Origin of the sequence: Rhizobacter sp. Root1221 (genome assembly GCF_001425785.1) — a bacterium.
Classification (GTDB): Bacteria; Pseudomonadota; Gammaproteobacteria; order Burkholderiales; family Burkholderiaceae_C; genus Rhizobacter.
Window position 1 is genome coordinate 208925 of the sequence record NZ_LMDI01000067.1, and the last position, 12012, is coordinate 220936.

Below are 12012 nucleotides of genomic sequence, written 5' to 3' on the forward strand. Positions count from 1 at the left end.
CTCACGCCCCGCCCGCGGCCAGGAAACACAACAGCTCGCGCTCGGCCGCCGCGAGGCCACGGCGCGCCGGTTTGCCGGCCGCTGCGGCCAGGCAGCGCGCCAGGCTTCCGGCCAGCGCCGCGTCCAGCACGCCGGGGTGCACGTAGGACTTGCGGCACACCGCGACCGTGTTGCCGAGTCGGCTGGCGACATCGGCCAACACCTCGTTGATGCGCGACTTGGTGGCGGGCTCGTCCACGGCCTGGGCCAGTTCATGCAGCGCATGGGCACTGGCGTGCCAGGTGCGGAAGTCCTTCGCGGTGAAGTCGGCTCCGCCGCAGGCGCGCAGGTAGTCATTGACGTCCTGCGAGGACACCACACACGCCGTGCCGTCCGCGGCGGCGTACTGGAACAACTCCTGGCCGGGCATGGCCTGGCAGCGGCGCACGACCTTCGCGACGCGCGGATCATCCACTGACACCTCGTGCACGACACCGCTCTTGCCCTTGAACCGCAGCCTCAGCACGCTGCCCGACACTTGGGCGTGCCGGTTGCGCAGCGTGGTGAGTCCGTACGACCCGTTGGTGCGCGCATAGACGTCGTTTCCCACGCGCACGAGCGTGGTGTCGAGCAGGCGCACGACGGTGGCCAGCACCGTGTCGCGCGCCACGCCGCTGCCCGGCTTGGCGGCCAGGTCGCGGCGCACACGCGCCCGGATGCGCGGCAGCGCCTGGCCGAACTGCAGCATGCGGCCGAATTTGTCGGCGTCGCGTGCCACTCGCCAATCGGGGTGGTAGCGGTACTGCTTTCGGCCGCGGGCATCGCGGCCGGTGGCCTGCAGGTGGCCATCGGGGCGTGGACAGATCCACACCCGTGTGTAGGCCGGTGGGATCGCGAGGCGTCGGATGCGGTCGAGTTCACCAGGATCGCGGAGGCGCTGGCCACCCGGTGCCCGGTACGAGAAACCCGAGCCATGGCGCTGGCGGCTGATGCCGGGCACGTCGTCGCAGACGTACACGAGCCCCGTCGGCGCGGTGGCCGATGTCAGGCCGGTTCGGCGGGGACCTCGAGCGACGGGCATCGGCGCACGACGCGCTCGGCCTGGCCGCAGGAATCCCGGTCGCAAACGCCTGCGTGGCTGCACGTGGAAGTGGGCACCGCCGGTTCGGCGGCATCGGCAAGACTGGTTGCTTCGCCTTCGGCACGCAGGCGCCATGACGTTGGCAATGGCACGGGAATCGTCTGGACAGTCATGTGGGAGATGGCTTTCGAGGCGAAGTTCTCGGGGCCGCCGGACGCCCTGGGGCGCACGGCGGCGAAAGGGTCAGGAAAAGTGCGAGGGCATGTCAAGGGCCGATTCAGCGTTGCTTGTTGCTGCTGTCACTGCCTTGCTGGTCGCTGCGTTGCGGCGAGCGCGTTCCGCCCTGCTGCTGAACGTTCGGATCCGGGTGCTTCTGGCCGCTCTGCTGGTCCTGCTGGCGCGGGGCCTGCTGCGACGGTTGCTGCTTCTGCTGGTCCTTCTGCTGATCCTGGTTCGGGCGATTCTGCTGGGTCATGAAATACTCCTTCAGAGATGCGTGCGGATCGCACATTGGATACACGGCAAGCTGCATGCCCGCGGGCTCAGCCAATCAGGTCAACGAGTCGGACCGGACCAACGCGAAAAGCGCATCGGGCTCGACGGGTTTGAGCAGGTGATGCGCAAAACCGGCCTCCCTCGCCAGGCGGATGTCCGCTGCACGGCCGTAGCCGCTCAGGGCAATCAGCAGCGGCGCGGGTTCCATCCGCAGCGCCATCACCTGCCGTGCGAGTTCGTAGCCGTCCATGTCGGGCAGGCCGATGTCGAGCACCATGGTGTCGGGCCCCCAGGTGCGGGCCTCCGCGAGCGCGGCCCGTCCGCTGTGGGCGGTGTGCACCTCGTGCCCCTCGATCTCCAGCAGTACGGCCACGGCATCCGCCGCGTCAGGGTTGTCGTCGACGACCAGGATGCGCCTGCCCGTTGTCATGGAGACCGTCCGTTCGTTCGGGTTGCAGGGTCAGCCGTTGGCGCGCACGCTGTCGCGCAGGCGCTTGATCTGGTCGTGGTTGGCCTGCACACCCAACTGCTGCCGGGCGACCAGCGCACGCAGTGGTTCGGGCAACGTGCCTTCGCGCAGCGCGGCGCGGTAGCGGGCCAGGGCCGCGTCTTCGCCGCGCTCGCATTCGTCGAGCATCGCCTGGTCGGTGTAGCCCGCAAGCGACCCGCGCAAGGCCACCCAGCCGCGGTGCAACGAACCGGACGTGGTGCCGCTGCTGTCGGGCTCTCCGCCGTACTGCACGACGTAGGGGGCCAGTTCCTCGATGGCTTGCTTGCACTCGGCGGCGCGCTGCGTGAACAGGCGGCGCAGTTCGCTCGACTGGACACGTTCTGCGCAAGCGGTGAAGCCCAGTTCACCGTCACGGCTCGTGGCAATGAGGTCGTTCAAGGTGTCGACGATGTCGTCATTGGTGTTGCTCATGGGAGGCTCCTGGATCCGTGGCGTGTGAGGCGCCGGTGGTGGGGACGCTCCGTCCGTGCGAAGCGCTGGGGCGGGCAACGCCGCCTCCAACCTGACAGGCAGGCGGCGTGCCCGGGGCGCCGCCGGACCACCGGCGCGCCCTCAATGCCCCTGCAAAGCTTGCGGCAATGGTTACGGGATGCCGCAGGACGAAGCGATGCAAACCCAGGGGAAAACCCTGGGTTTCGCAGGCGTTTTCAGCCGTTTGACGGATGGCACGGGGGTTGCAGTTCGTTTCATCTGACAACAGTTGTGGGGCTCGTGCCCACACACCTGCCACGAGGAGGCCCCATTCGATGACAGCCCCGGCGCTCAGAATTGAACACCGACAGCAGCAGTCCCTGACCCCGCGGCTGCAGCAGGCCGTGCGCCTGCTGCAGCTGTCGTCGCTGGACTTCGCCCAGGAGGTGCATGCGGCGCTCGACAAGAACCCGTTCCTGGAGACGGACGAGGGCGACGTGCCCGGAGCGGCACCGGCCGTTGCCGTGCCCGACATGGCGTCCGACATCGGCGAGGCCCCCGCGCCCAACGAGGGCTGGGCGAGCACCTCATCCATCGATCGCCGCGCGGGCGCATCGGGGAGCGACGTGTCCGCGCTCGATTTCCTGGCGGCGGACGTGGGCCTGCGCGAGCACCTGCACCGCCAGCTCAACGTGCTGCCCCTGACCCCGCGAGACCAGTTGCTGGCCGCCACGATCGTCGAATCGCTCGACGACGACGGCTACCTGCGAACGGCCCTGCCCGAACTGGCCGGGCTGACCGGGTTGTCGCCGTCCCCGTGCGAAATGTCGACCGCACTCAAGCGTGTGCAGTCCCTCGACCCCGACGGCGTGGGAGCGCGCAACGTGGCCGAGTGCCTGCTGCTGCAAATGCCCGACATCGAGGACCCGGAGGTGCGCGGCCTTGCCTCGCGCATCGTCTCCCAGCACCTCGACCGCCTCGCCCACCACGATGTGGCCGGCCTCGCAAAAGCGCTGGAGGCCTCGGCCAGCGACGTGGCGCACGCCTGCGAACGCATCCGCCACCTCGACCCGCGGCCGGGCTGGCGCCATGGCAGCGCCGACGTTCAGTACCTGACACCCGACGTGGTGGTGCGCCGCGTGCGCGGCACCTGGCGTGCCACGCTGAACCCTGCCATCGTGCCACGGGTGAAGCTCAACCAGGCCTACGCCCGCCTGTTCCAGCAGCACCGCGACGCACGGCACGGCGAACTCGCCGCCAGCCTCCAGGAGGCCCGCTGGACCGTGCGCAACGTCAAGCAGCGCTTCTCGACGATCCTCAAGGTCACCGAGGCCATCCTGAAGCGGCAGCACCACTTCCTCGAGTACGGGCCGCTCGCGATGAAACCACTCGGCCTGAAGGAGATCGCAGATGAAGTGGGCCTGCACGAGTCCACGGTGTCCCGGGTCACCAACAACAAGTACATGTCCACCCCGTCCGGTGTGTTCGAGTTGAAGTACTTCTTCTCCCGCGCCATGGTCACGGCAAGCGGCAGCACCTGCTCCGCCACCGCGATCCGCGGCGTCATCAAGGAAATGATCGATGGCGAGAGTCCATCGCAACCGCTGTCCGATCCGGAGATCGCACGGCGGCTGCTGCGCCAGGGGCTGACCGTCGCGCGCCGCACCGTCACCAAATACCGGCAGTTGCTGAAGGTGGCGCCGGTGGAACGGCGGCGCAAGCATGCGTGACCGCCGTCCCGCCCATTGGGCATGCCGATTGCCGAAACTTGCCAACGCGCCCGCATGTGCCGGGCCGACAGACACACCCGGGGAGTGAGCCAGTGAGCGATATCACGAAACACGGCGGCACCGCGCCGGCGGCCTTGTCCGGAGCCCTGGTCCAGGCCCTGTTCGACCACCACCCCCATGCCGTGCTGGTGACGGACGCGCGCGGCCACGTCGTGGCCGCCAACCGCGCCGCGGCCGGGCTGCTCGGTGACAGCACGCCTCCCCCGGCCCTCCAGCACCTCGCCGATTCCCCGGCATGGCACGGCGCCGTGGCCGACGGTGCCGCCTGGTCCGGCACGCTGCCTGTTCGCGGGGCAGATGGCGCCGTGCGCCAGATGCAGGTCATGTCGCTGCCCGCGCCTGCGGGCGAACCCCACCGCATCAGCCTGCTCCACACCGGCGAATCGCCCAGCCACATGGCGGATGACCGCTTCCGCATCATTGCGGACTCGGCACCGGTGTTGATCTGGATGTCGGGCACCGATGGCCGGTTCGACTGGTTCAACAAGCCCTGGCTCGCGCACACCGGCCGCACACTCACGCAGCTGCGCGGCGATGGGTGGCTCGCGGACGTTCACCCCGAAGACACCGAACGCTGCGTTGCCATCTACCGCACGAGCTTCGACGAACGGCAGCCCTTCACGATGGACTACCGGCTGCGCCGGCAGGACGGCCAGTACCGCTGGGTGCTCGACAACGGCGTGCCCCGCTTCGATGGCAGCGGCCGGTTCGAGGGTTATGTGGGCAGTTGTGTCGACATCCACGAGCGCAAGGAACTCGAGGAGCGCCTTGCGGCCCACACGCAGACCATGCGGCTCGCGGACCGCCGCCAGAACGAGTTCCTCGCGATGCTGTCGCACCAGTTGCGCAGCCCGCTGGCGCCCATCTCCAACGCTGCCAGCGTGTTGCGCACGATCGAAGAGGGCCATCCCACGCTGGTCCGGCTGCGCGAGATCATCGACCGCCAGGTGGGCCGGCTGCGCCGGCTCGTCGACGACCTGGTCGATGTCACGCGCGTGATGCAGGGTGAGATCACCCTCGTGAAGGGCCGCGTGTCCGTCCGCGACCTGCTTCGCTCGGCGGTCGAGACCAGCCAGCCGAAGCTCGATGCAGCCGGGCACACGCTGCGCATCGATGCCCCCAACACGTCGCTGGCCGTTATCGGCGATTCGGTGCGGCTGGCCCAGGCGCTAAGCAATATCCTGTCGAACGCAGCCACGTTCACACCGGAGCCCAGCGTCATCTCGCTCGCAGCCAAGGTGTCGGGTGGATCGTTGCACATCGCGGTGCGCGATGAGGGCCAGGGCATCACGGCCGAATTCCTGCCGTTCGTGTTCGACCTGTTCGCCCGCCACGACCTGCAGTCAGGTGGCAACCCCGGTGGCCTCGGCCTCGGCCTGCCGCTCGCACGGCGAGTGGCCCAACTGCACGGGGGCGACGTCAAGGCCTACAGCGAAGGCGCGGGGCACGGTTCCGAGTTCGTGCTGTCGCTGCCGCTGGCGCCCGCCGAGGAGCCCAGCACCCGCGGGCCCGTCGCGGCGCCCACGGCACCCGCCACGCCCTCGTACCGCGTGCTGCTGCTGGAACAGAACCCCGACACCCGGTACCTGATGCGCCTGCAGATCGAGCTGTGGGGCCATCAGGTAGCCCCTGCCGGCGCGATGGACGAGGCCCTGCGCATCGTGGATGCGTTCCGCCCCGAGGTGGTGGTGTGCGATGTGGAGGGGCCTGCGGTGCTGGGTCCGGCCGGCTTGTCACCACTGAAGGACCGGCTGGGCCATGCCGCGGTGTTCGTGGCGCTGAGCGCCTATGGGCACCACCAGGGTGAGGCCAACGCCCGCGCACTCGGGTTCGACGCGGTGATCGAAAAGCCGCTGCGGCCCGACACCCTTCACCGTGTCGTGGAAGCCGTCCACACCTCGGCGGTGAACGGCTGAATGCGCCACTGCCCGGCTCAGCCTTTTTCGTCGAGCGGCACGGCCTCACTGACGGCCACGGCCACGGCGTCGCCGTCGCCCACGTTCGCGTATTCCTTGAGCCGGTTGTACAGCGTCTTCAAGCTGATGCCGAGCGTGGCCGCGGTGCGCTCCTTGTGGCGCCCGAGGTGGTCCAGCGTGGCCAGCGTGACCTGGCGGTCGATCTCCGCCAGGGGCGTGCCGATGCGCACCGTGATCATGGGCACCCCTTCGGCCGACACCGGCACCGGGACGCGCGTGTCGGTCTCCGCACCCGGCAGGCACGGGTCATGGATGGTGCTGTCGGTGGCCATGACGTAGGCCCGGTACACCACGTTGCGCAGTTCGCGCACATTGCCCGGCCAGCCATGCCGGCTCAACTGCACCATCGATTCGGGTGAAAAGCGCTTCGCGTTGCCTTCGCGATGCGAGATCTGGTCAAGGAAGTGCGCGGCGATGAGCGGCACGTCCTCGCCGCGCTCGCGGAGCGCCGGCAGGTGGATCGGAAACACGTTCAACCGGTACAGCAAGTCTTCCCGGAGCTTGCCGCTGGACACGGCCTGCATCGGGTTCCGGTTGGTGGCCGCCACCATGCGCACGTCGGTTTCGAGCACCTGCGTGGAACCCACGCGCATGAAGGTGCCGCTTTCCAGGACGCGCAGCAGCTTGACCTGCAGGTCGAGCGGCATCTCGGTGATTTCGTCGAGGAACAGCGTGCCGCCGCTCGCCCGTTCGAAGAACCCCTGGTGCTGGCGATCGGCGCCGGTGAAGCTGCCTTTTTCGTGGCCGAAGATCTCGCTTTCGATCAGGTGCGGCGAGATGGCGCCGCAGTTGACCGCGAGGAATGGCTTGGTGCGGCGGCGGCTCAGGTCGTGGACCGTGCGGGCCACCACCTCCTTGCCGGTGCCACTTTCGCCGGTGATGAACACGGTGACACTGGTCTCGGCCACCCGCTCGATCTGCCGGTACACCGTGCGCATCACCGCCGAGCGACCCCACAGCTGGCCGAAGTGGCCGTCGTGGTCGAGCGTCTCGAGCATGTTCTTGGCTTCAGCCTTCAGCGCGGCGGGTTTCATGACCCGCGACAGGATGCCCTTGAGCTGGGTGAGGCTCATCGGTTTCACGAGGTAGTCCGCAGCCCCGAGTCGCAGCGCCTGGATGGAGGTCTCGAGACTCGCGTGGCCGGTCACCAGCACGACCTCCGTGTTGGGCAGCGACTTGAGGTCTTGCAGCAATTCCATCCCGCTGCCATCGGGCAACTTCAGGTCAAGCAGCACGATGTCGGGTTCCTGCAGCGCGATCTGGCGCCGGGCGTCCCGCAGGGAGCCGGCCGTGGCCACGGTGAAACCCTCGCTCGAGATGAGCATCGCCGTCGTTTCAGCCGAATCCGGCTCGTCGTCCACTACCAATGCGTGGGGCATTCACTGTTCTCCTGTCGATCAAGCGGGTTCACCAGCAGGCATGTCGCTTGCCAATCAGAGACAGGTCGATCACCCATCCCACCCCGATGTCCATCTGCTGTTTTCATCCGGACGAATTCCTGCGGCCTTGCGGCGCCGCCACCTCGCCGTGCGCCCTCGGGCGCACGCCTCGCCATGCCCTGGCCCACGCGCGCCGCGCATCGTTGCGCCGGCGCAGCGACCGTTGCCGGATGGCGCGTTGAAGCCTGTTCAATGAACTCATTCGCGACCCCCTCCCACTGGCAGCCGGTTGCATGGTCCGGCGCCCGTTCGCGGGCAGCCCGTGCGGGAAATGTCACACCTCGGGTAGACCCGAATGAGGCGAGGGGCGATGTTAGTCACCACCCGGCTCGAATCGGCCGCGGGTTGTTTCAATTTGTACCGCGCCTTCGGGGCCGCACACCCCCCCGCGGATGGGGGGCGCCCCCGCGGGCAAGCCCCAGTCGGCGCGCCATGCAGCGCGGTGTGAGGCGACCATCTGCCGGGTCGGACACCCGCCGGTCCACGCCCGTCGGCAACGCTTCGTTTCGGAATCGTTTCGTTCAACGGCAGGTGAGGACGATTTTGGTCAGCCCCGCAGGGCCCCGCCGCGGGCCACTGGGTGGGGCCGGGGCGCACCGTGGGGGTTCTGCTCAACGGGTTCGAGGTATTCATGGGGCACATTCGGATGGAGCCCGGCGCGGCCGCCCGCACGAGGTGGCCACCGCCGCCCGCAAGAAAGGCCGACCGTGGGCCTTTGAAAAGGCATCGGGTCTGCGGGGACTTTACGTACCGGCCGAGTACACCACCACCGGCCGGTAACGCCATTGCGTGTCGGACGATGCCTACACTTTTTCCGATCGGGAACCCCAACTGACCGACAGGTGTCATACCGTAGCCGCAATATTTGCCAGCAACACGCCCCGGCCGCGGCAGTTGCTGGGCCAGGGCGGTGGCACATCGCTTGCCTTGACCGACAGAAACCGAAACCTGAAAGTCCACCATGTCCCCCATTCCCGACCAGGCCCTCGACCTCGAGCGCCCACCCCGCGACGACGCCCGCGCCGTCGTCCTGTACGTGGAGGACCACCCGGTCAACGTGTTGATCATGGAAGCGCTGCTGCACCACCGGCCCCACCTGCGGCTCGTGGTGGCCACCACGGGTGAGGAAGGCTTGCAGGCCGCCCGCATCGAGCAGCCCGACCTGATCCTCCTCGACTACCACCTGCCCGACTGCAACGGTGTCGAGTTGCTCACCCAGATGCGCAACCTCGAGGGTCTTGGCGACATCCCGGCTGTGGCCGTCTCGGCCACCGATTCCGCCATCCAGTTGCGCGGGTCCACGTTCTGCGAGTTCTGGCCCAAGCCACTCGACGTGTCGCAAACGCTCGACGCCATCGACCGGCTGATCGACAACCCCCCGCCGCCCCGACGCGCAGCCGCCGTGGATGCGCTCTCGGGCTGATACCAGGAGACCCCCATGAAATCCAGCATCGGTAACGAACTGCCCGCGGACGCCATCGACGCCGACAAAGACGGTGCCCCCGACCTCGCGGAACGCGAGTTCGCCCACGACGGGGAAACTTCTCCGGGCACCCGCCCGTTGCAGCCGCGACCGTTCCAGCCAAGAAAGCGGGACGACGGTGGGCTCGAATCAGCGCGCCAGTCCGGCGACGCGGTCGCCCCGCCTGGATCGAACTGACACCGGGCATGCTGGCTGCCTGACCGGGGAATGCCCCCGAGCCCAGGAGTTGCCCCATGAGCCCCACCACCCGAGACCGCCAGAACGCCGGCCACGTCGCCGAGCAACAGCGAAAGATCCAGCGCGAGCAGGATGCCCACGACCGCACCGCGGCGCCGCCGGCCAAGGAAAAGAAACAGGAAGCCGTGCAGGCCGGCGTGCGCGAGCAGCCCGTGGACCTGCCCGCGCAGCACCTCGACAAACCCGGCATCGAGGCCGAGCTGGCCCTGAAACCCCGGTTCCTCGCCCCCGCCTACGAAGGCAGCCACAAGCTGCAGGACAAGGTGGCGCTGATCACCGGCGGCGACTCGGGCATCGGCCGCGCCGTGGCCGTGCTGTATGCCCGTGAAGGCGCGGACGTGGGCATCGTGTACCTGGACGAACACCAGGATGCCGAATACACGAAACGGCTGGTCGAAGCCGAGGGCGGCAGGTGTGTGCTGCTGCCCGGCGACGTGAAGGACAGCGGCTTCTGCCAGCGTGCGGTGGAGGCCACCGTGAAGGCATTCGGCCGCCTCGACGTGCTGGTCAACAATGCAGCCTTCCAGGAACATGCCGCCTCGCTGGAAGACCTGACCGAGGAGCGGCTCGACCAGACGCTGCGCACCAACGTCCACGGGTACTTCCACATGGCCAAGGCCGCCCTGCCCCACCTGCACAACGGCGCGGCCATCATCAACACCGGTTCCGTGACCGGATTCGAGGGCAGCCCGCAGTTGCTCGACTACTCGGCCACGAAGGGCGCGATCCACGCCTTCACGAAGGCACTGGCCCAGAACCTGTTGCCACGTGGCATCCGGGTGAACGCGGTAGCGCCCGGCCCGGTGTGGACACCGCTGAACCCGGCCGACAAGCCAGCCAACGACGTGAAGACCTTCGGGCAGCACACCGACATGAAGCGCGCAGCCCAGCCGGAGGAACTGTCGCCGGCCTACGTGTTCCTCGCGTCACCGGTGTGTTCGAGCTACATCACGGGCATCGTGCTGCCGATCACCGGCAGCGTGGGCGCGGAATGAGGCCCTACTTGAACGGGATCACGGTGACGTCGCCGTCGGCTTCCATGTAGGCGGCCTTCACCTTGGCGACGTCCTCGATGCCGTGTTCGCGGAGCTTGGCGTACAGGTCATCCTTCGTGATGTACTCCTTGCGCATGTTGCGATGCAGCATGCGCCCCCGCGACACCAGCAGCAGCGGCGGCGGTTCCGCGAGCTTGCGCAGCAGCGGGACGTAGTAGCTGGCCCAGTCCAGCAGGAAGTTCCATCCGATGATGGTGGAGACGACCACCGCCCCTTCGGTCAGCGAGGTGTACCCGCCGGCCATCGCATTCTGCGAGGCATCGGCGATCAGCACGAGCAGCAGCACGTCTGCGATGGCGAGCGCCCCCACGTCGCGCCGCATCACGAAGCGAAAGATCAGGAACAGGAACCAGTAGGTGGCGCTGCCGCGCAGCATGAGTTCCCACAGCGGGACGGAGACTTCGAAGAGGTGGTTCACTGCGGTCCCTCTCGGATCAGTGCGACCCGGCGAGGATAGTTCAGTGGCCCAGCGCGCGCAGCAGTTGCGCCTTGTTCATCGACGAGCGGCCCTTGATGCCACGCGCCTTGGCTTCGTTGTAGAGCTGCTCGCGGGTGCGGCCGCCCTCGCCGGTGTGTGACCGCAGGCCACCGCGGCGCGACGACGAGATGTCGTCGATGGACGATCGGCTCGCCTCGCGCGCCTCGCCATGGCGGGCACGCTCCTTGTTCACGACTCGGGCGGCGATCTCTTCGGCCAGTTTTTCGGGCTTGCCCTTGTGGAGCAGCCCTTCCTTCACGTGGCTGTACTGGCGTTCACGTTTCTCGGACCAGCGGTTCTGCGGCATGGCGATCTCCTTCGGACGGGCTGTCCGAAGGGCGGCAACCGGCATGCCCGCTGTGTCAGCAGCCGCCGTCGCGCCAGGAGGCCGTCACGGCGTTGCGCACCAGTGCGCGGGCCGAGAGAACCGAATGGATCGGGTCGGGCGTTTCGCGGCCCAGCTGGTCGAACCAGGCGGCCAGGATGGGGTGGCGGAGCATCAGGGGCTCCCAGCTCGACCGCCAGCAGCGCGGCAGGTCGGAGTACGGGGCCAGCGTGGCGCCATCGTCGCGGGGATGGTCGGCGCCGACGCGCCCGTCCATCACCTTGCCGATGTCGAAGAGGAAGGCCGCAGCCGAGCAGACCTGTTGCAGCTCGTCGACGTAGAACGGCAGCGGCTTCAGCGTGCGGGGATCGTGGTCGGCATCCATCGCCAGTTCGGCGGCGGTGAGCGCGGCTTCGAACAGCCCGTGGCGGCCGGTGTGGTGGTCGGTGGCAGCGGGTTGGGTGAGGAAGTAGTCGAGGTGGCCGCTCGATTCCAGCACCTGGGCGATGAACACCTGGAGATCGGGGGCCCAGCGCTTGCACAGGCAGGCCAGGCGGTACACCAGCGTGGTGGGTACCTGCAGGTGGGCGAGGTTGCCGGCATTCATCCGGTTCACCACATCCGACAGCAGGTCCCGCTTCAGGTACTTCCGGCGGCCCATGAAACCCGAGGTGGGCAATTGGTCGGCGGGAAGCACGTTACGGGAGCTGTTGGGGGAATCAAAGGCCAATTCAGTCTCCTTCACGTTGGAG

13 protein-coding genes are annotated in these 12012 nt (G+C 68.1%); 5 read left to right on the forward strand and 8 right to left on the reverse strand.

Annotated elements, in window-relative coordinates:
• Position 1 precedes the first annotated feature (1 nt).
• The 4 genes from ASC87_RS28170 to ASC87_RS28185 form a co-directional block, all read right to left on the reverse strand.
• Positions 2-1060: a DNA topoisomerase IB gene (locus tag ASC87_RS28170; RefSeq protein WP_056671040.1), complete on the reverse strand. Its 1059-nt coding sequence runs from the start codon at positions 1058-1060 to the stop codon at positions 2-4.
• A 277-nt stretch (positions 1061-1337) separates the two neighbouring features.
• Positions 1338-1535: a hypothetical protein gene (locus ASC87_RS28175; protein ID WP_056671043.1), complete on the reverse strand. Its 198-nt coding sequence runs from the start codon at positions 1533-1535 to the stop codon at positions 1338-1340.
• A 75-nt stretch (positions 1536-1610) separates the two neighbouring features.
• Positions 1611-1985: a response regulator gene (locus ASC87_RS28180; protein WP_056671046.1), complete on the reverse strand. Its 375-nt coding sequence runs from the start codon at positions 1983-1985 to the stop codon at positions 1611-1613.
• Positions 1986-2015: 30 nt separating this feature from the next.
• The gene (locus tag ASC87_RS28185; protein WP_056671049.1) at positions 2016-2477 is read right to left on the reverse strand and encodes a PA2169 family four-helix-bundle protein; all 462 of its coding nucleotides are present in this window, start codon (positions 2475-2477) and stop codon (positions 2016-2018) included.
• 335 nt (positions 2478-2812) lie between these two features.
• Here ASC87_RS28185 and rpoN point away from each other — a divergent pair, with 335 nt between their 5' ends.
• The gene (rpoN, locus tag ASC87_RS28190) at positions 2813-4207 is read left to right on the forward strand and encodes an RNA polymerase factor sigma-54 (RefSeq protein WP_056671052.1); all 1395 of its coding nucleotides are present in this window, start codon (positions 2813-2815) and stop codon (positions 4205-4207) included.
• Positions 4208-4299: 92 nt separating this feature from the next.
• Positions 4300-6183 carry a PAS domain S-box protein gene (locus ASC87_RS28195; RefSeq protein ID WP_157604426.1) on the forward strand — a complete coding sequence of 628 codons (1884 nt, stop codon included), beginning with the start codon at positions 4300-4302 and terminating at the stop codon, positions 6181-6183.
• A gap of 17 nt (positions 6184-6200) precedes the next feature.
• Here the strand turns inward: ASC87_RS28195 and ASC87_RS28200 are convergent, their stop codons facing one another.
• Positions 6201-7622 carry a sigma-54 dependent transcriptional regulator gene (locus tag ASC87_RS28200; RefSeq protein ID WP_056671057.1) on the reverse strand — a complete coding sequence of 474 codons (1422 nt, stop codon included), beginning with the start codon at positions 7620-7622 and terminating at the stop codon, positions 6201-6203.
• Positions 7623-8643: 1021 nt separating this feature from the next.
• Between ASC87_RS28200 and ASC87_RS28205 the strand changes: the two genes are divergently transcribed.
• From ASC87_RS28205 to ASC87_RS28215, 3 genes are read left to right on the forward strand one after another with little or no spacing between them, the layout of a single operon-like run.
• Entirely contained in the window at positions 8644-9105 is a 462-nt protein-coding gene (locus tag ASC87_RS28205) for a response regulator (protein ID WP_056671059.1), read from the forward strand.
• Positions 9106-9120: 15 nt separating this feature from the next.
• On the forward strand, positions 9121-9342 hold the full coding sequence (locus tag ASC87_RS28210) for a hypothetical protein (RefSeq protein ID WP_056671062.1): 222 nt from the start codon (positions 9121-9123) through the stop codon (positions 9340-9342).
• A 56-nt stretch (positions 9343-9398) separates the two neighbouring features.
• Positions 9399-10397 (forward strand): SDR family oxidoreductase, encoded by a 999-nt coding sequence (locus tag ASC87_RS28215; RefSeq protein WP_056671065.1) that lies wholly within the window; start codon positions 9399-9401, stop codon positions 10395-10397.
• 4 nt (positions 10398-10401) lie between these two features.
• Here ASC87_RS28215 and ASC87_RS28220 read toward each other — a convergent pair whose 3' ends face one another.
• From ASC87_RS28220 to ASC87_RS28230, 3 genes are read right to left on the reverse strand one after another with little or no spacing between them, the layout of a single operon-like run.
• Positions 10402-10875, reverse strand: coding sequence for a DUF421 domain-containing protein (locus ASC87_RS28220; protein WP_235582330.1), 474 nt, complete (start codon positions 10873-10875; stop codon positions 10402-10404).
• 40 nt (positions 10876-10915) lie between these two features.
• The gene (locus tag ASC87_RS28225) at positions 10916-11242 is read right to left on the reverse strand and encodes a hypothetical protein (protein ID WP_056671068.1); all 327 of its coding nucleotides are present in this window, start codon (positions 11240-11242) and stop codon (positions 10916-10918) included.
• Positions 11243-11297: 55 nt separating this feature from the next.
• Positions 11298-11990: a hypothetical protein gene (locus tag ASC87_RS28230; RefSeq protein ID WP_157604427.1), complete on the reverse strand. Its 693-nt coding sequence runs from the start codon at positions 11988-11990 to the stop codon at positions 11298-11300.
• Between the last annotated feature and the right edge of the window lie 22 nt (positions 11991-12012).

What these genes read in the sequence shown, in the direction of transcription:
- ASC87_RS28170 (WP_056671040.1), bottom strand. Translation starts at nt 1,060, where the DNA reads ATGCCCGTCGCTCGAGGTCCCCGCCGAACCGGCCTGACATCGGCCACC.
- ASC87_RS28175 (WP_056671043.1), bottom strand. Translation starts at nt 1,535, where the DNA reads ATGACCCAGCAGAATCGCCCGAACCAGGATCAGCAGAAGGACCAGCAG.
- ASC87_RS28180 (WP_056671046.1), bottom strand. Translation starts at nt 1,985, where the DNA reads ATGACAACGGGCAGGCGCATCCTGGTCGTCGACGACAACCCTGACGCG.
- ASC87_RS28185 (WP_056671049.1), bottom strand. Translation starts at nt 2,477, where the DNA reads ATGAGCAACACCAATGACGACATCGTCGACACCTTGAACGACCTCATT.
- rpoN (WP_056671052.1), top strand. Translation starts at nt 2,813, where the DNA reads ATGACAGCCCCGGCGCTCAGAATTGAACACCGACAGCAGCAGTCCCTG.
- ASC87_RS28200 (WP_056671057.1), bottom strand. Translation starts at nt 7,622, where the DNA reads ATGCCCCACGCATTGGTAGTGGACGACGAGCCGGATTCGGCTGAAACG.
- ASC87_RS28205 (WP_056671059.1), top strand. Translation starts at nt 8,644, where the DNA reads ATGTCCCCCATTCCCGACCAGGCCCTCGACCTCGAGCGCCCACCCCGC.
- ASC87_RS28210 (WP_056671062.1), top strand. Translation starts at nt 9,121, where the DNA reads ATGAAATCCAGCATCGGTAACGAACTGCCCGCGGACGCCATCGACGCC.
- ASC87_RS28215 (WP_056671065.1), top strand. Translation starts at nt 9,399, where the DNA reads ATGAGCCCCACCACCCGAGACCGCCAGAACGCCGGCCACGTCGCCGAG.
- ASC87_RS28225 (WP_056671068.1), bottom strand. Translation starts at nt 11,242, where the DNA reads ATGCCGCAGAACCGCTGGTCCGAGAAACGTGAACGCCAGTACAGCCAC.